16 protein-coding genes and 1 other annotated feature are annotated in these 18,670 nt (G+C 55.1%); of the genes, 10 read left to right on the top strand and 6 right to left on the bottom strand.

The annotated features are described in order from the left end of the window. Window positions 1–55 precede the first annotated feature (55 nt). The 4 genes from PGR29_RS07805 to acrA form a co-directional block, all read right to left on the bottom strand. On the bottom strand, window positions 56–274 hold the full coding sequence (locus PGR29_RS07805) for an HHA domain-containing protein (protein WP_015367918.1): 219 nt from the start codon (window positions 272–274) through the stop codon (window positions 56–58). A gap of 26 nt (window positions 275–300) precedes the next feature. Next, on the bottom strand, window positions 301–675 hold the full coding sequence (gene tomB, locus PGR29_RS07810; protein ID WP_015367917.1) for an Hha toxicity modulator TomB: 375 nt from the start codon (window positions 673–675) through the stop codon (window positions 301–303). 472 nt (window positions 676–1,147) lie between these two features. Then, a complete protein-coding gene (acrB, locus tag PGR29_RS07815; RefSeq protein WP_015704610.1) occupies window positions 1,148–4,294 on the bottom strand; it encodes a multidrug efflux RND transporter permease subunit AcrB in 3,147 nt (1,048 codons plus the stop codon). Between the two features lie 22 nt (window positions 4,295–4,316). Continuing rightward, the gene (gene acrA / locus PGR29_RS07820; protein WP_087860356.1) at window positions 4,317–5,516 is read right to left on the bottom strand and encodes a multidrug efflux RND transporter periplasmic adaptor subunit AcrA; all 1,200 of its coding nucleotides are present in this window, start codon (window positions 5,514–5,516) and stop codon (window positions 4,317–4,319) included. 141 nt (window positions 5,517–5,657) lie between these two features. Here acrA and acrR point away from each other — a divergent pair, with 141 nt between their 5' ends. Both acrR and mscK read left to right on the top strand, forming a co-directional pair. Beyond that, complete coding sequence (gene acrR / locus PGR29_RS07825) at window positions 5,658–6,308, top strand: multidrug efflux transporter transcriptional repressor AcrR (RefSeq protein ID WP_045393528.1); 651 nt, start codon at window positions 5,658–5,660, stop codon at window positions 6,306–6,308. Between the two features lie 129 nt (window positions 6,309–6,437). Next, entirely contained in the window at window positions 6,438–9,782 is a 3,345-nt protein-coding gene (mscK, locus tag PGR29_RS07830; protein WP_316424357.1) for a mechanosensitive channel MscK, read from the top strand. Between the two features lie 37 nt (window positions 9,783–9,819). Here mscK and rsmS read toward each other — a convergent pair whose 3' ends face one another. Further along, entirely contained in the window at window positions 9,820–9,993 is a 174-nt protein-coding gene (gene rsmS, locus PGR29_RS07835; protein ID WP_316424358.1) for a pleiotropic regulatory protein RsmS, read from the bottom strand. 12 nt (window positions 9,994–10,005) lie between these two features. Further along, window positions 10,006–10,533 (bottom strand): primosomal replication protein N'', encoded by a 528-nt coding sequence (gene priC / locus PGR29_RS07840; RefSeq protein WP_316424359.1) that lies wholly within the window; start codon window positions 10,531–10,533, stop codon window positions 10,006–10,008. 69 nt (window positions 10,534–10,602) lie between these two features. Here priC and PGR29_RS07845 point away from each other — a divergent pair, with 69 nt between their 5' ends. From PGR29_RS07845 to hemH, 8 genes are all read left to right on the top strand, one after another. Beyond that, entirely contained in the window at window positions 10,603–10,980 is a 378-nt protein-coding gene (locus PGR29_RS07845) for a DUF454 family protein (protein ID WP_015704615.1), read from the top strand. A gap of 150 nt (window positions 10,981–11,130) precedes the next feature. Next, on the top strand, window positions 11,131–11,682 hold the full coding sequence (gene apt / locus PGR29_RS07850) for an adenine phosphoribosyltransferase (RefSeq protein ID WP_047076200.1): 552 nt from the start codon (window positions 11,131–11,133) through the stop codon (window positions 11,680–11,682). A 92-nt stretch (window positions 11,683–11,774) separates the two neighbouring features. After that, window positions 11,775–13,685 carry a DNA polymerase III subunit gamma/tau gene (gene dnaX / locus PGR29_RS07855; protein WP_213317120.1) on the top strand — a complete coding sequence of 637 codons (1,911 nt, stop codon included), beginning with the start codon at window positions 11,775–11,777 and terminating at the stop codon, window positions 13,683–13,685. After that, window positions 13,018–13,082: a sequence feature (DnaX frameshifting element), on the top strand. It overlaps the preceding gene by 65 nt. A 57-nt stretch (window positions 13,686–13,742) precedes the next feature. Next, window positions 13,743–14,075, top strand: a complete 333-nt coding sequence (locus PGR29_RS07860) for a YbaB/EbfC family nucleoid-associated protein (protein ID WP_008805448.1) — start codon at window positions 13,743–13,745, stop codon at window positions 14,073–14,075. Further along, window positions 14,075–14,680, top strand: a complete 606-nt coding sequence (gene recR, locus PGR29_RS07865) for a recombination mediator RecR (protein WP_113373763.1) — start codon at window positions 14,075–14,077, stop codon at window positions 14,678–14,680. The genes PGR29_RS07860 and recR overlap by 1 nt, the downstream gene beginning before the upstream one ends. A 114-nt stretch (window positions 14,681–14,794) precedes the next feature. After that, entirely contained in the window at window positions 14,795–16,669 is a 1,875-nt protein-coding gene (gene htpG, locus PGR29_RS07870) for a molecular chaperone HtpG (RefSeq protein ID WP_316424360.1), read from the top strand. 237 nt (window positions 16,670–16,906) lie between these two features. Beyond that, window positions 16,907–17,551: an adenylate kinase gene (gene adk, locus PGR29_RS07875; RefSeq protein ID WP_015367904.1), complete on the top strand. Its 645-nt coding sequence runs from the start codon at window positions 16,907–16,909 to the stop codon at window positions 17,549–17,551. A 128-nt stretch (window positions 17,552–17,679) separates the two neighbouring features. Further along, window positions 17,680–18,642 carry a ferrochelatase gene (gene hemH / locus PGR29_RS07880; protein WP_087860353.1) on the top strand — a complete coding sequence of 321 codons (963 nt, stop codon included), beginning with the start codon at window positions 17,680–17,682 and terminating at the stop codon, window positions 18,640–18,642. Window positions 18,643–18,670: the final 28 nt, after the last annotated feature.

Below are 18,670 nucleotides of genomic sequence, written 5' to 3' on the forward strand. Positions count from 1 at the left end.
TAATATTCTGATCAATCCCTGTTGAGGTGCCGTTGTATTAATGACAGAAAATGAACTAGCGGATAAATTTCCATACTGAAGTTGGGATTTTGTCGTATAGCTTATTCATGGTCAATTCAGCAAGACGATGATCGGCTGCTGAGTAAAATACCGCCAATTCATTGTCGGAAAGTTCATATTTATTCTTTTCAATTACGCGCTCCAGCGTATCAATTGTCTGACAGCGGCGTAAACGCATCAAATAGTCTGTTTTAGTTAATGGTTTACCAGACATCATTTCACCTTTTGAATGTAATAATTCTAACAAGAAAGACTTGCCGGGTTCTCCCGGCTGGCGTTGACAAAGCATCGGAATAGGCGATTGCCTGATTTGCGCCATTTTTGGAGATCGCTTGTGTTTATGCCATAACTACTGAACAGCATAAAAGTGTCATCCAGGTATTCGTCAAGCTGAGAAATCAGCTTATTATCCTCAGCATACTTAATTTTATAATTAAGCGCGTAAGTTGCTATGTGCTCGATCAATTCATTTAATTGAAGATTCACCGCCGAAGTGGGGTCGTTAACCCAGCCGCGGTTGCTCTCTTCCAGGTTTGCAAGGCAGTCATGATACAGGGTTTCGCAGAGAAATCTAAGCTGCGCGATATCATGTCTTTTTGGCGAGTACTCGTCCATAACACATCCCCTTGTAAGTGGTTTAAACGACGACTAACAAACACCGTTGTGGGATGAAGACCAGGCTCAAACATTGTAATCCTGTGATTTAACTATAATCCAGTCTCAAAAACATTTCACCGTGCTATTACGAAAAATTACAATAAATACGGTTAATTTATCTTAAAAAAACAGATCCTATTATACGGATTCCTTTTATGTTTGGCGAAACTGGAACGTCAGCCTTATATATCATCAGTTTATCTGATTGACGCCTGCCTGCAGCGAGAAGGTTGTCGGGAAGTTGTTGGTGATTAAGAATATTCTGAATAAAGCCTGATGGTGAAGCCGATAACGGAAATCTTAATAAAGATAGAACAACGTTCATCAATGTATATTATATGTCAGAACGTAAAATAAACAATAACAATGTGTGCGTTTAAATACCCCTAAAGAAAAAGGGCCGCAAACGCGGCCCTTAGCTTAAGCAAGATTAATGATGCTCAACCGGATGGTTATGCTCAATATCTTCAGTTTTCTTACTGAAGCGGCGACGAACCACCACGAAGAACACCGGCACGAAGAAGATCGCCAGAACCGTCGCGGTCACCATCCCGCCCATTACGCCGGTACCGACAGCGTTCTGCGCGCCGGAACCTGCGCCTGAGCTGATAACCAGCGGCATGACCCCGAGGATAAACGCCAGAGAAGTCATCAGGATTGGGCGCAGACGCATACGTACCGCTTCCAGCGTCGCTTCAATCAGGCCTTTGCCTTCTTTTTCCATCAGGTCTTTGGCGAATTCAACGATAAGTATCGCGTTCTTCGCCGACAGGCCGATGGTCGTCAGCAGGCCGACCTGGAAGTAAACGTCGTTAGTCAGCCCGCGGAAGGTTGCCGCTAACAGCGCGCCAACAACACCCAACGGTACCACCAGCATGACGGAGAACGGAATCGACCAGCTCTCGTACAACGCCGCCAGACACAGGAAGACGACGATAAGCGAGATAGCGTACAGCGCCGGGGCCTGGTTGCCTGACAGGCGTTCCTGATAGGACATACCGGTCCAGTCGTAGCCGACGCCAGAAGGCAGTTTGCTTGCCAGCTGTTCCATCATCGCCATCGCTTCACCCGTACTGCGGCCCGGCGCTGCCTGACCGAGGATTTCCATCGATGGCAGACCGTTGTAACGCTCCAGACGCGGTGAACCATATTCCCAGTGGGAAGTGGAGAAGGCGGAGAACGGCACCATTTGGCCATCGCTGCCGCGTACATACCAGTTGCCGATATCTTCTGGCAGCATACGGTATTTCGCTTCAGACATGACGTACACTTTCTTCACGCGACCGCGGTCGATGAAGTCGTTGACGTAGCTGCCGCCCCACGCTGCGCCGAGGGTGGTGTTAATGTCGCTAATTGAAACACCCAGCGCCTGCGCTTTTTCCTGATCGATATCGATCTTGAACTGCGGCGTATCTTCCAGGCCGTTAGGACGCACGCCGACCAGCAGATCGGGATGCTGCGCGACCATACCAAACAGCTGGTTACGCGCCTGAGTTAATTTCTCATGCCCTAAACCACCCTGATCGATAAGCTGGAAGTCAAAGCCGGTAGCGGTACCCAGTTCGACGATCGCCGGCAGGTTAAAGGCGAAGACCATCGCATCTTTAATCTGCGAGAAACGGGCCATCGCGCGGCCGGTAATCGCTTCAACTTTGTTTTCTGAACCCGGGCGTTCGCTCCAGTCTTTTAACGACACGAAGGCGATACCGGTGTTCTGACCGCGACCTGCAAAACCAAAACCGTTAACCGCGAACACCGATTCAACGTTGTTCTTCTCTTTGGTCAGGTAGTAGTCAGTCATCTCGTCGAGGACTTTCTGCGTACGTTCCTGACTCGCGCCCGCCGGAAGCTGCGCCATACTCAAGAACACGCCCTGGTCTTCGTCCGGCAAGAAGGAGCTTGGCAGACGAACGAACAGGTAGGCCATACCGACGACGATAATCAGATACAGCACCAGGTAACGACCGGTACTACGCAGAATGTTGCCTACGCTGTCGGTGTAGTGGTGCGTGCTCTTATCGAACATGCGGTTAAACCAGCCAAAGAAGCCTTTGTGCTCGCCATGGCCGCCTTTCTGAATCGGTTTCAGCATGGTGGCGCACAGCGCTGGCGTCAGAATCAGCGCTACCAGTACCGACAGCGCCATCGCGGAAACGATAGTGATCGAGAACTGGCGATAAATCGCGCCGGTTGAACCGCCGAAGAAGGCCATCGGGATAAATACCGCAGACAGCACCATCGCGATACCGACCAGCGCGCCCTGAATCTGACCCATCGACTTACGGGTCGCTTCTTTCGGCGGCAATCCTTCCTCCGCCATCACGCGCTCGACGTTTTCTACTACCACGATGGCGTCATCCACCAGCAAGCCGATGGCCAGCACCATCCCGAACATCGTCAGGGTGTTTATCGAGAAGCCAAACACCGCCAGGATGGCGAATGTCCCAAGCAATACCACCGGTACTGCAATGGTCGGGATCAGCGTGGCGCGGAAGTTCTGCAGGAACAGATACATGACCAGGAACACCAGGATGATCGCTTCCACCAGCGTTTTTACCACTTCATGAATAGAGATTTTCACGAACGGGGTAGTATCGTACGGGTAGACGATTTTCAGGCCTGACGGGAAGTACGGTTCCATCTTCGCCAGCTCGGCACGGATGGCGTTGGCGGTATCCAGGGCGTTAGCGCCGGTGGCCAGTTTAATCCCCAGACCGGAAGCCGGTTGGCCGTTAAACTTCGCGATGATGTCGTAGTTTTCGCCGCCGAGCTCAACTTTCGCCACGTCGCGCAGACGAACCTGTGAACCATCCTGATTGACTTTCAGCAGAATCTTACTGAATTCATCAGCGGAAGTCAGACGCGTCTGGGCGATGATCGAGGCGTTCAACTGCTGGCCTTTCACCGGCGGCGTACCGCCTAACTGACCTGCCGCGACTTGGGCGTTCTGCGCTTTAATGGCGTTGATGACATCTACCGGAGTCAACTGGAAGTTGTTTAGCTTCGTCGGGTCCATCCAGATACGCATCGCGTACTGGGAACCGAACAGCTGAACGTCGCCGACGCCGGAGGTACGGCTGATGGCATCCTTCATATTGGCGCCCACGTAGTCGGAAATATCCTCCTGCGTCATGGTGCCGTTAGTGTTGATAACCCCGACAACCATCAGGAAGCTACTGGAGGATTTCTCCACGCTCACGCCCTGTTGTTGTACTTCCTGCGGCAGCAGCGGCATCGCCAGCTGCAGCTTATTCTGCACCTGTACCTGGGCGATATCTGCGTCAGTACCGGACTGGAAGGTAAGGGTGATCTGCACCGTACCGGTGGAGTCACTGTTTGAGGACATGTACATCAGGTTATCGATACCGTTCATGTTCTGTTCGATAACCTGTGTCACGGTATCCTGCACCGTTTTCGCATCAGCCCCCGGGTAGGTGGCCGAGATCGTCACTGCTGGCGGCGCAATCGTTGGATATTGCGCCACGGGGAGTTTCATAATTGAAAGCCCCCCGGCCAACATGATGATTATGGCGATCACCCATGCAAATATGGGGCGATCGATAAAGAAATTAGGCATGTCTTAACGGCTCCTGTTTAAGTTAAGACTTGGTTTGTTCAGACTGAGCGTTCGCGTTGCCGGCGGTTTGCTGTTGGTTGTCTGAAGCTACTTCCTGCGCTTTTACCTGTACGCCTGGTTTGACTTTTTGCAGGCCAGCGACGATCACGCGATCGCCTGATTTCAGACCCTCGGTCACTAACCACTTATCGCCGATAGCCTGAGTTGCGGTGACCTGGCGAACTTCAACTTTGTCGCCTTCGCCGACCACCATTACGCTGGCATCGCCGCGCGGGGTACGGGTAACGCCCTGTTGTGGAACCAGCAGCGCATCCGGGTTAATACCTTCTTCCAGACGCGCGCGGACGAACATCCCTGGCAGCAGAGTGTGGTCCGGGTTCGGGAAGATAGCGCGCAGCGTGATAGAACCGGTGGTCTGGTCAACGGTAACATCGGAGAATTCCAGCGTACCCTCTTGCGGGTACTTCAGACCGTCATTGGTGACCAGTTCGACTTTGGCCTTACCGTTTTCCTGCTTCAGTTTACCGTTCGCCAGTTCCTGTTTCAGACGCAGGAAATCGTTGCTCGATTGGGTAACGTCAACATAGATAGGATCCAACTGCTGAACGGTAGCCAGCGCGGTAGTTTGCCCGTTTTGCACCAGCGCGCCTTCGGTGACCGTAGATTTACCGATGCGTCCGCTGATTGGCGAAGTCACTTTGGTATAAGCCAGATTGATACGCGCAGTTTCAACAGCAGCCTTGGCGGCAACGACGGCGGCGTTGCTTTGCTGAGCATCGGCAACGGCTGAATCATATTCTTGTTGGCTGATGTATTTGGTACCAACCAGTTTCTGGTAGCGTTTAACCGTCAACTGAGCGATGTTTGCGGCGGCCTGGGCTTTCGCTAAGTCGCCTTTGGCGCTTTCATAGCTTGCCTGATAGGTTGCCGGATCGATCTGATAAAGAGACACCCCCGCCTGAATATCGCTGCCTTCAGTGAAGTTACGTTTCAGAATAATGCCACTTACCTGAGGACGGACTTCTGCGACACGATAAGCATTGGTACGACCAGGAAGTTCAGTGGTGATTTGTAGAGGTGCGGATTTGAGCGTGACAATACCGACTTCCGGCATTTGCTGGGCCCCTTGTTGAGCCGGTTTATCGTCACATCCTGTTAGCGCTAAGCTGCCTGAGAGCATCAGAACGACCGCCAGAGGCGTTAACCCTCTGTTTTTGTTCATATGTAAACCTCGAGTGTCCAATTTCAAATTTTCAGTGGCTCAAACGTCCACAAACCCACTTCAGTCTTTCTATTATGGTCATGCTATGGTACATACATTCACAAATGTATGTAAACGCAACCTCTGTAAAGTCATCAACCTATGGCACGAAAAACCAAACAACAGGCACTTGAAACCCGGCAACTGATTCTTGACGTTGCCCTGCGTTTGTTTTCGCAGCAAGGCGTATCATCTACCTCGTTGGCCGCGATTGCAAAAGCTGCCGGAGTGACCAGGGGCGCGATTTACTGGCATTTCAAAAACAAATCCGATCTGTTTAATGAAATATGGAGTCTCTCTGACGCCAGCATTAGCGATCTCGAAGTTGAGTATCGGGCAAAATTCCCTAACGATCCACTGTCAGTTGTTCGCGAAATACTGGTCTATATCCTCGAAGCGACGGTAGTAGAGGAACGTAGACGCCTGATGATGGAAATCATCTTCCATAAATGCGAATTTGTCGGAGAAATGGCCGTTGTCCAACAAGCACAGCGCAGTTTATGGCTTGAAAGCTACGATCGTATTGAGCAAACATTAAAAGAGTGTATCACTGCTCAACAATTACCTGCGAATTTACTCACTCGCCGTGCGGCAATTCTGATGCGCAGTTATCTTTCCGGATTAATGGAAAATTGGCTCTTTGCGCCCGAGACCTTTAATCTCCATGCGGAAGCCCGCGCTTATGTAGACACGCTCATTGAGATGTACCAAACCTGTCCATCGTTGCGTAGCCCGTCTGCAATTGTGGCCTGACGACCAGCAGTAAATAAAGGTAAATTTTACTTATCTCTGCCGCTATTCGTGCGCAGGGAGAAGTGCTATTCTGCGCGCTGCGACGACCCCCGGTATTCTCCGGCATTTGCAACCATTCATGTTAATACTATGCAGCATACAAATCGTTGGCCTCATGCTATTTCCACCATTGTCTTTGCACTGGTCCTTATAGTTGGCACTCTGAGCTTCAGCCAGGTTCAGGCTGCAGATTTACCTGACCGTTCTGACATTCAAAGCCAGCTCACTACGCTAAATAAGCAAAAAGAACTCACGCCGCAGGAAAAATTAGTTCAGCAGGACCTGACTCAGACTTTAGAAACGCTCGATAAGATTGAACGTATAAAGTCTGAAACCGTTCAACTGCGTCAGCAGGTTGAACAGGCGCCGGCGAAAATGCGTCAGGCGGTAGACAGTCTGAATGCGCTGAGCGACGTTCCTGATGATGAAGTCACCCGTAAAACTCTGAGCACGTTGTCGCTGCGACAGCTTGAGTCGCGCGTGTCCCAGGCGCTCGACGATCTGCAAAGCGCGCAGAACGATCTGGCGACCTACAACAGCCAATTAGTTTCGCTGCAGACTCAGCCGGAGCGCGTGCAGAACGCGATGTATTCTGCCTCTCAGCAATTACAGCAAATTCGTAACCGCCTCAACGGCACCGCGCCGGGCGAAGAGACACTGCGCCCGACGCAGCAGGGGCTGTTGCTGGCGCAGCAGGCGTTGCTGAACGCGGAAATCGAACAGCAGCGTAAGAGCCTGGAAGGCAATACCGTTCTGCAGGATACGCTGCAGAAACAGCGCGACTACGTCACCGCCCATAGCAACCGGCTGGAACATCAGCTGCAACTGTTGCAGGAAGCGGTGAACAGCAAGCGACTGACGCTCACCGAGAAAACCGCTCAGGAAGCGGTCTCGCCGGAGGAGACCTCGCGGATCCAAAATAACCCGCTGGTCAAGCAGGAGCTTGAAGTTAACCACCAGCTCAGCGAAAAGCTGATTCAGGCGACGGAAAACGGCAACCAGCTGGTGCAGCGTAATATCAGAGTGAAAAACTGGCTCGACCGCGCGCTGCAGTCCGAACGCGATATCAAAGAGCAGATTTCCGTATTGAAAGGCAGCCTGCTGCTGTCGCGTATCCTCTATCAGCAGCAGCAAACGTTGCCATCAGCAGACGAGCTGCAGGATATGACCAACCGCATTGCCGATCTGCGCCTGGAGCAGTTTGAGGTTAACCAGCAGCGCGATGCGTTATTCCAGAGCGATGCCTTTGTGGCAAAGCTGGAAGAAGGCCATAGCAGCGAAGTCACGCCGGAAGTTCACGACGCCCTGTTGGAAGTGGTGGACATGCGCCGTGAATTGCTCGACCAGTTTAACAAACAGCTGGGGAACCAGCTGATGATGGCCATCAACCTGCAGATTAACCAGCAGCAGTTGATGAGCGTCTCCAGCAATCTGAAATCGATCCTGACCCAGCAGATTTTCTGGGTGAACAGCAATAAGCCGATGGATTGGGAGTGGATTAAATCCTTCCCGGAAGCGCTGAAAGGCCAGTTCAAATCGATGAAAATCACCGTCAACTGGGAAAAAGCCTGGCCGGCGGTGTTTATCGCATTCCTTGCCGGGCTGCCGCTGCTGCTGATTGCCGGTCTCATCCGCTGGCGCCTGCAGTGGCTGCGTGATTACCAGGCGAAGCTGGCCTCTCAGGTAGGTCAGTTACGCAACGATACCCAGCTCAACACGCCAAAAGCGATCCTGATTGATTTGATCAGAGCGCTGCCGGTGGTGCTGCTCATCCTCGCCGTCGGGCTTATCCTGCTGACCATGCAGCTGAATGTCAGCAACCTGCTGTGGGCTTACAGTAAGAAGCTGGCGATGTTCTGGCTGGTGTTCGGCCTGTGCTGGAAGGTACTGGAAAAAGACGGCGTGGCGGTGAAGCATTTCAATATGCCCGCGCAGCTAACCAGCCACTGGCGACGGCAGATCGTCCGCGTCAGCCTGGCGCTGCTGCCGCTGAATTTCTGGTCGGTTGTTTCTGAGCTCTCTCCGCTTAATTTGATGGACGATGTACTTGGGCAGTTTGTTATCTTCGTCAACCTGCTGCTGATTGCGGTGCTGGTGTGGCCGATGTGCCGCGAAAGCTGGCGTGACAAAGAGTCGCACAGCCTACGCCTGCTGACGGTGACCGTGCTGTCGATTGTACCCGTCGCGCTGATGGTCCTCACGGCGACCGGTTACTTCTATACCACGCTGCGTCTGGCTGGCCGCTGGATTGAGACCGTCTATCTGGTAATGATGTGGAACCTGCTGTACCAGACCGTGCTGCGCGGCCTGAGCGTAGCGGCGCGACGTATTGCCTGGCGCCGGGCGCTGGCGCGTCGCCAGCATCTGGTGAAAGAAGGGGCGGAAGGCGCTGAACCGCAGGAAGAGCCAACGATCGCGCTCGAACAGGTTAACCAGCAAACGCTGCGTATTACCATGCTGGTGATGGTGGCGCTGTTCGCGGTGCTGTTCTGGGCGATTTGGTCCGATCTGATTACCGTGTTCGCCTATCTCGACAGCATTACGCTCTGGCACTACAACGGCACCGAGGCCGGGGCCAGCGTGGTGAAAAGCGTGACCATGGGCAGCCTGCTGTTTGCGATTGTTGCCTCGATGGTCGCCTGGGCGCTGATCCGTAACTTACCGGGCCTGCTGGAAGTGCTGGTGCTGTCGCGTCTTAATATGCGCCAGGGCGCTTCCTATGCGATAACGACGATCCTCAACTACGCGATTATCGCCATCGGCGCGATGACGGTATTCGGCTCGTTAGGCGTGTCGTGGGATAAATTGCAGTGGCTGGCCGCGGCGCTGTCGGTTGGTTTAGGTTTTGGCTTACAGGAGATCTTCGGTAACTTCGTCTCCGGCCTGATCATTCTCTTCGAACGCCCGGTGCGTATCGGCGATACGGTCACTATCGGTACCTTCTCAGGCACCGTCAGTAAGATCCGTATCCGCGCGACGACCATCACCGATTTCGATCGCAAAGAGGTGATTATTCCGAACAAGGCCTTCGTGACGGAACGGCTGATCAACTGGTCGCTCTCCGATACCATCACCCGCGTGGTGATCCGCCTGGGCGTGGCTTATGGATCCGATCTCGATAAAGTTAAAGAAGTGCTGCTGCAGGCGGCGCATGAACATCCGAAAGTGATGCAGGAACCGGCGCCGTCGGTCTTCTTTACCACCTTCGGCGCCAGCACGCTGGATCATGAACTGCGCCTCTACGTACGTGAACTGCGCGATCGCAGCTACGCGGTGGACGAACTTAACCGCTCGATCGATCGCCTGTGCCGTGAAAACAATATCGATATTGCCTTCAACCAGCTGGAAGTTCATCTGCGTAACGAGAAGGGAGATGAAGTGACGGAAGTGAAGCGCGATAATAAAGGGGATGATACGGCGCCAGGCGTCGCATAATCGCTAATCGGGGTGGCATATGCCGCCCCGATTCGTTTTATTCTTCTGACACAGGCGCGTCAGGTTGGGCATTTTTCAGTTTGTTTTCATAGTCGCGCTTAATAATATCCAACGCTCCCAGCACCGTTTTTGCGCTGACCCGGTTTTCCTCCAGCAACATGATTAAATCGACGGCCAGTTTGACCTCGTCCGGTGCATTTTCCAGCGACATAATCCTCTCCTGTTAGCGCGTTAAACGCGCCAGTACGTTTTCAATTTTTTCCAGCGCATCGCGACAGCGGGCCAGGCGCCCGGCATAGGCCTCGACCTCTTTCGTTAGCCGTTGCTGTTCAGCAAGGGTTGTTGCCGACGCCAGCTGACGTTGACGATCGTTGCGCATCGCCAACAGGCGGCGCTCATACTCCTGGTGCTGCAGGCGGCGGCGTTGCCAGCGGTTTAGCGTCGGCGAGGCGCTATCCCAGTGGCGTAACGACCAGGTCGCCGTCTCGCGGCTAATGGCGGCAATCTGCGCTACCAGCCGTTCGGCAAGCCAGGCGACCTGGGGCAGATGCTGATGCTCGACGGCATGCTGGAGCTCGGTAAAATTATGCCGCGCTTCGTCAAGGTAAGCCTGCATCTGCGTGTCGCGGGTACGGAACAGCTGGCGGTCGAAACGCGGGCTCAGCGTGGCGTGATTGGCGAACGGCGCCACCTGAAGCGCCAGCTCGGCCAGCTGACTTTCCAGCGTTTGTAAAAGCCGGGTTGTTTTCAAATAACTCCTCCATTCCCTACTCAGCAACTGTGCTACAGTAGCGACATCTGCTTGATAACGATTCGCATTATGCCACGTATTATTTTAATCATCATTGGCTGGCTGGCGGTAGTGCTGGGGACGCTGGGCGTCTTCTTACCGCTGTTACCGACAACGCCATTTATCCTGCTCGCCGCGTGGTGTTTTGCCCGCTCGTCGCCGCGCTTTCACCACTGGCTTTTGTATCGCTCGTGGTTTGGCGGCTATCTTCGCCACTGGCAGCAATACCGGGCGATGCCGCCGGGGGCCAAGCCGCGAGCCATTATCATGATTTTACTGACCTTTGCCATTTCTCTGTGGCTGGTTAAGCTTATGTGGGTGCGCATCCTGTTGCTGGCAATCCTCGCCTGCCTGCTGATATTTATGTGGCGCATTCCGGTGGTTGACGCAAAGCAACAAAAGCACTGATGCGCAATAATGCCTGTTGCAATTGTTGGCGACAGCCAGTAAATTCTGGCGTTTTCGAGCGCGGGTAAGCCTGGTCAAAGGTTAAACAAATGTTTCTTTGGCCCATTTTGCACGCCCGTGGGTAACACCGTTTCAATCAGGCATACACTTATGACCGCAACTGCACAGCAGCTTGAATATCTGAAAAACAGCATCCAAAGCGTCCAGGATTATCCGAAACCGGGCATCCTTTTCCGCGATGTCACCAGCTTGCTGGAAGACCCTAAAGCCTATGCGCTTAGCATTGAACTGCTAACCGAGCGTTATAAAGACGCCGGCATCACCAAAGTGGTGGGGACCGAAGCGCGTGGTTTTCTGTTCGGCGCCCCGGTTGCGTTGGCGCTGGGCGTTGGCTTTGTTCCGGTTCGTAAGCCGCGCAAGTTGCCGCGCGAAACCATCGCCGAAAGCTATGAGCTTGAATATGGCACCGATCAGCTGGAAATCCACGTTGATGCCATCAAAAAAGGCGATAAAGTGCTGGTCGTTGATGACCTGCTGGCGACCGGCGGCACCATTGACGCCACCGTGAAGCTGATTCGTCGCCTGGGCGGCGAAGTTCACGATGCCGCTTTTATTATCAATCTTTTCGATCTGGGCGGCGAACAGCGCCTGGAAAAACTGGGCATCAATTGCTTTAGCCTGGTGCCTTTCCCGGGCCACTAAGCAAATCCCGACACATAGCCTCGCCGATCCGGCGGGGCTGTGATAGCATTACCCCCTTGTGAATTCACCTTCCAGCGTTTCAGAGCCAGCCCATGAGTTATCAGGTCTTAGCCCGTAAATGGCGCCCACAAACCTTTGCTGACGTCGTCGGCCAGGAACATGTGCTGACCGCACTGGCGAACGGCTTATCGTTAGGGCGCATCCATCACGCATATCTCTTTTCCGGTACCCGCGGAGTAGGGAAAACCTCCATCGCCCGGCTGTTGGCGAAGGGGTTAAACTGCGAAAGCGGTATTACCGCGACGCCGTGCGGCGTCTGCGATAACTGTCGCGAAATAGAACAAGGCCGCTTTGTCGATCTGATCGAGATCGATGCCGCCTCGCGCACCAAAGTGGAAGATACCCGCGATCTGCTTGACAACGTCCAGTACGCGCCGGCCCGCGGTCGCTTCAAGGTCTACCTGATCGATGAAGTGCACATGCTGTCGCGTCACAGCTTCAACGCGTTATTGAAAACGCTGGAGGAGCCGCCCGCGCACGTCAAATTCCTGCTGGCGACTACCGATCCGCAAAAACTGCCGGTGACGATTTTATCCCGCTGCCTGCAGTTCCACCTCAAGGCGCTGGATGTCGAACAGATCCGCCATCAGCTTGAACACATTCTTGGCGAAGAGCAGATCGCGTTTGAGCCGCGCGCGCTGCAACTGCTGTCGCGCGCCGCGGATGGCAGCCTGCGCGATGCGTTAAGCCTGACCGATCAGGCCATCGCCAGCGGCGATGGCCGCTTAAGCGCGCAGTCCGTCAGCGAAATGCTCGGCACCCTCGATGACGATCAGGCGCTATCCTTGATAGAAGCGCTGGTGGCCGCTGACGGCGAGCGCGTGATGGCCGGCGTCAGCGACGCCGCCGCGCGCGGCGTTGAGTGGGAAGCGCTGCTGGTGGAAATGCAAAGCCTGCTGCACCGTATCGCGATGGTCCAGCTCTCGCCATCGGCGCTGGGGGCGGATATGGCCGCCGTCGAGCTACGAATGCGCGAGCTGGCTCGTACCGTACCGCCGGCTGATGTGCAGCTTTACTATCAGACGCTGCTGATTGGCCGCAAAGAGCTGCCTTATGCGCCGGACCGGCGTATGGGAGTTGAAATGACGCTGCTGCGCGCGCTGGCTTTCCATCCGCGTCAGCCGCTGCCGGAGCCGGAAGTGAAGCCCGTTCAGGTTCCAACCTCTGCGCCGGTACAACAAGCGGCACCGCCCGTATCGTCGCCATCAGCGCCGCCGCAGAATCTACCGCAAAGCACCAGCCAGGTGCTGGCGGCGCGTAGTCGGCTGCAGCGAACCCCGGGAGCAACCACCCCAAAAAAGAGTGAACCGGCAGCCGCATCCCGCGCGCGGCCGGTGAATAACGCTGCGCTGGAACGACTGAGTTCGATTACCGAGCGCGTACAGGCTCGTCCGGCTGCGGCCGCGCTTGAGCAGGCCCCGGCGAAAAAAGAAGCCTATCGCTGGAAATCGACGGCTCCGATTGAAGAGACCAAAGTCGAAGTCGCCACGCCAAAAGCGTTGAAAAAAGCGCTGGAGCATGAAAAAACGCCGGAACTGGCGGCGAAACTGGCCGTGGAAGCGGTCGAGCGCGATAGCTGGGCGGCGGAAGTGAGCCAATTGGCGGTACCGAAACTGGTTGAGCAGGTCGCGCTGAACGCGTGGAAAGAGCAGGACGGCAACCGCATTTGCCTGCATCTGCGCCCGAGTCAGCGTCATCTCAACTCCGCCGGCGCGCAGCAAAAACTGGCCGAAGCGCTGGGCGTGTTGTACGGCGCGCCGGTTGAATTGACCATCGTTGAAGACGATAATTCGGCGATGCGCACGCCGCTGGAGTGGCGACAGGCAATTTATGAAGAGAAGCTCGCGCAGGCGCGCGAGGCAATTATTGCGGATAACAACGTTCAGACCCTGCGAAGATTCTTCGACGCCGATCTGGATGAAGAGAGTATCCGCCCCATTTGATCGCCAGTCTGACTGGCGTTCAGTACCCTTAACGATGACTTACTGAGAGAGAAGCCTATGTTTGGTGGAAAAGGCGGCCTGGGTAACCTGATGAAACAGGCCCAGCAGATGCAAGACAAAATGCAGAAAATGCAGGAAGAGATCGCGCAGCTGGAAGTGACCGGTGAGTCCGGCGCGGGTCTGGTAAAAGTGACCATCAACGGCGCGCATAACTGCCGTCGTGTGGAAATCGACCCAAGCCTGCTGGAAGACGACAAAGAGATGCTGGAAGATCTGGTGGCTGCCGCGTTCAACGACGCTGCGCGCCGCATTGAAGAGACCCAGAAAGAGAAAATGGCCTCCGTTTCTGCCGGCATGCAGCTGCCGCCAGGCTTCAAGATGCCGTTCTGATGCAAACCAGCCCGCTGTTAACTCAGCTTATGGAAGCGCTTCGCTGTCTGCCGGGCGTTGGCCCCAAGTCGGCGCAGCGCATGGCGTTTACGCTACTGCAGCGCGATCGCAGCGGCGGTATGCGTCTGGCGCAGGCGCTGACGCGCGCAATGTCGGAAATCGGCCACTGCGCCGATTGCCGCACCTTCACCGAGCAGGAGGTGTGCAATATTTGCAGCAATCCGCGTCGCAAGGAAAACGGTCAGATCTGCGTGGTGGAGAGTCCAGCGGACATCTACGCCATTGAGCAGACCGGGCAGTATTCCGGCCGCTACTTCGTGCTGATGGGCCACCTGTCGCCGCTTGACGGCATCGGGCCGGATGACATCGGGCTCGATCGTCTTGAACAACGTCTTGAAGCCGAGTCAATCAGCGAGCTGATCCTCGCAACCAACCCAACGGTTGAAGGCGAGGCGACGGCCAACTACATCGCTGAGCTCTGCGCGCAGTATGGCGTTGACGCCAGCCGCATCGCCCACGGCGTACCGGTTGGCGGCGAGCTGGAAATGGTCGACGGCACCACGCTGTCGCACTCACTGGCCGGGCGTCACAAGATTATTTTCTGAACAAATGGAGGCTGCGTTCGCCGCCTCCGCTTGAAAAATCTCGCACCTATCCCCATCTCCTCCCCAACACGTTATTTCCATTAATAATAAATGGCATTGTTGAGGTCGACTTACATGAAAGGACAAGAAACCCGTGGTTTCCAGTCAGAAGTGAAACAGCTTCTGCACCTGATGATCCATTCTCTTTATTCCAACAAAGAAATCTTCCTGCGCGAGCTCATCTCCAACGCCTCGGATGCGGCGGATAAGCTGCGTTTCCGCGCGCTTTCCCAGCCGGATCTGTATGAAGGCGACGGCGAACTGCGCGTACGCGTATCGTTTGATAAAGACAACCGTACGCTGACCATCGCCGATAACGGCATCGGGATGAACCGCGACGAGGTTATTGACCATCTCGGCACCATCGCCAAATCCGGCACCAAGGCGTTCCTCGAATCAATGGGCTCCGATCAGGCGAAAGACAGCCAGTTGATTGGCCAGTTCGGCGTCGGCTTCTATTCGGCCTTCATCGTTGCCGACAAAGTCACCGTGCGCACCCGCGCCGCGGGCGACAAACCGGAAAACGGCGTGTTCTGGGAATCGGCTGGTGAAGGCGAATATACCGTCGCCGATATCACCAAAGCCGATCGTGGGACCGAAATCACGCTGCATCTGCGTGAAGGCGAAGATGACTTCCTTAACGACTGGCGCGTGCGTTCTATCATCAGCAAATACTCTGACCATATCGCGCTGCCGGTTGAGATTGAAAAACGCGAAGAAGTGGACGGCGAAACCGTTATTTCGTGGGAAAAAATCAACAAGGCGCAGGCGCTGTGGACCCGCAGCAAATCTGAAGTCAGCGACGACGAATACAAAGAGTTTTATAAGCATATTGCCCATGATTTCAGCGATCCGCTGACCTGGAGCCACAACCGCGTCGAAGGTAAGCAGGAGTACACCAGCCTGCTGTATATTCCGTCGCAGGCGCCGTGGGATATGTGGAACCGCGATCATAAGCACGGCCTGAAGCTGTACGTACAGCGCGTCTTCATCATGGACGACGCCGAGCAGTTTATGCCGAACTACCTGCGTTTCGTTCGCGGCCTGATAGACTCCAACGATCTGCCGCTGAACGTGTCGCGTGAAATCCTGCAGGATAGCAACGTTACCCGCAACCTGCGTACCGCGCTGACCAAACGCGTGCTGCAAATGCTTGAAAAGCTGGCGAAAGACGACGCCGAAAAATATCAGACCTTCTGGAAACAGTTTGGCCTGGTGCTGAAAGAAGGCCCGGCGGAAGATGCCTCCAACCAGCAAGCCATTGCTAAACTGCTGCGCTTCGCCACGACGCATACCGATTCTTCCGCGCAGACCGTGTCGCTGGAAGAGTACGTTTCGCGCATGAAAGAAGGACAGGAGAAGATCTACTACATCACCGCCGACAGCTATGCGGCGGCGAAGAGCAGCCCGCATCTCGAGCTGCTGCGTAAGAAAGGTATCGAAGTTCTGCTGCTGTCCGATCGCATTGACGAGTGGATGATGAGCTACCTGACCGAGTTCGACGGCAAGGCGTTCCAGTCGGTCGCCAAAGCCGACGAGTCGCTGGAGAAACTGGCGGACGAAGTTGACGAATCCGCCAAAGAAGCTGAAAAAGCGCTGGAGCCGTTCGTTGAGCGCGTGAAAGGCCTGCTTGGCGAGCGCGTGAAAGAGGTGCGTCTGACGCATCGTCTGACCGACACTCCGGCGATTGTCACCACCGATGCCGACGAAATGAGCACCCAGATGGCGAAGCTGTTCGCCGCTGCCGGTCAGGCGGCGCCGGAAGTGAAGTACATCTTCGAGCTGAACCCGGCGCATCCGCTGGTAAAACGCGCCGCCGATACCCAGGACGACGCGCAGTTTGGCGAGTGGGTTGAGCTGCTGCTGGATCAGGCGCTGCTGGCGGAAAGCGGCACGCTGGAGGACCCTAACCAGTTCATCCGTCGTATGAACCAACTGTTGGCATCCTAAGCTTTACCCTCACCCTAACCCTCTCCCTAAAGGGAGAGGGGACTGCTCGCCGCAGAGGGGCTTTTCTCCCTCTCCCTGCGGGAGAGGGCCGGGGTGAGGGCCTTAATCTTCCTCAACCGTAAAATATCTCACCATTAACCGTTTCAGCCGCACCGCCTTCCTTGAGCCATGGCCGTTCTGGTGGTATGGTTTAGCGTTTTTTGAAAAATTGAAACGACATTTGAGGGGATTTTCGTAATGCGTATTATTCTGCTTGGCGCTCCGGGCGCGGGTAAAGGAACTCAGGCTCAGTTCATCATGGAGAAATACGGTATTCCGCAAATCTCCACCGGCGATATGCTGCGCGCCGCGGTAAAATCCGGCTCCGAGCTCGGTAAACAAGCGAAAGACATTATGGACGCCGGCAAACTGGTTACCGATGAGCTGGTCATCGCGCTGGTGAAAGAGCGTATCGCCCAGGAAGATTGCCGTAACGGTTTCCTGCTGGACGGCTTCCCGCGCACTATCCCGCAGGCTGACGCCATGAAAGAAGCCGGCATCGCCGTTGACTACGTGCTGGAGTTCGCGGTACCGGACGAACTGATCGTCGATCGTATCGTGGGCCGCCGCGTACACGCTGCTTCCGGCCGCGTCTATCACATTAAATTCAACCCGCCGAAGGTGGAAGGTAAAGACGACGTGACCGGCGAAGAGCTGACCACCCGTAAAGACGATCAGGAAGAGACCGTACGTAAGCGTCTGGTGGAATACCATCAGATGACTGCGCCGCTGATCGGCTACTATCAGAAAGAAGCGCAAGCGGGTAACACCCAGTACGCGAAAGTCGACGGCACCAAAGCGGTGGCAGACGTGCGCGCCGATCTGGAAAAAATCCTCGGCTAATTAAGCCCTTTCTCATCCTGCTGCGGCAGGATGAGAACACCTCTCATTTCTACCTTTTGCTATGATTGGTTCCGTTTAACGCCATTTACGCTACAATTGTCAGCGATTCAAATGGTTAAGAGGCGGTAATGCATCAGACGAAAACAGGTATTTTGCTAGCCAATTTAGGCACTCCCGATGCGCCCACGCCCGATGCGGTGAAGCGCTATCTGCGACAATTTCTTAGCGACAAACGGGTAGTGGATACGCCTCGTCTGCTGTGGTGGCCGCTACTGCGCGGCATCATACTGCCGATTCGCGCTCCCCGCGTGGCGAAGCTCTATCAGTCCGTATGGATGGCGGAAGGCTCGCCGTTGATGGTGTATAGCCGTCAGCAGCAGCAGGCGCTGGCGGCCAGATTACCGGATGTCCCGGTGGCCCTGGGGATGAGCTATGGCTCGCCGTCGCTGGCAAGCGCTGTCGATGAGCTATTGGCTCAGGACGTTGACCATATCGTGGTATTGCCGCTGTATCCGCAATATTCGTGTTCTACCGTGGCGGCGGTATGGGATGAACTGGCGCGGATCCTCGCGAAAAAGCGCGCCATCCCGGGCGTTTCGTTTATCCGCGACTATGCCGATGACGCTGACTATATCCACGCGCTGGCGGCCAGCGTGCGCGCTTCGTTTGCCGTTCACGGCGAACCGGATGTGCTGCTGCTCTCCTATCACGGTATACCGCAACGCTACGCCCATGAGGGCGATGATTACCCGCAGCGCTGCCGGGTAACGACCCGCGAGCTGGTCTCAGTGCTCGGGCTGCCGCCGGAGCGGGTGATGATGACCTTCCAGTCGCGCTTTGGCCGTGAACCCTGGTTGACGCCGTACACCGACGAAACGCTAAAAATGCTCGGCGAGAAGGGCACAAAGCACGTTCAGGTTATCTGTCCGGGCTTCTCCGCCGACTGTCTGGAAACGCTGGAAGAAATCGCGGTGCAGAACCGGGAAATTTTCCTTGAGGCCGGCGGTAAGCAATATGAGTATATTCCGGCGCTTAATGCCGATCCTGCGCATATTGAGATGATGGTGAACCTGACCGCGTCGTATCGCTGATCGCGCGCGTGGCGGGGAATATGCTACT

This window comes from Klebsiella sp. 141203 (assembly GCF_032601985.1).
GTDB lineage: Bacteria > Pseudomonadota > Gammaproteobacteria > Enterobacterales > Enterobacteriaceae > Klebsiella > Klebsiella aerogenes.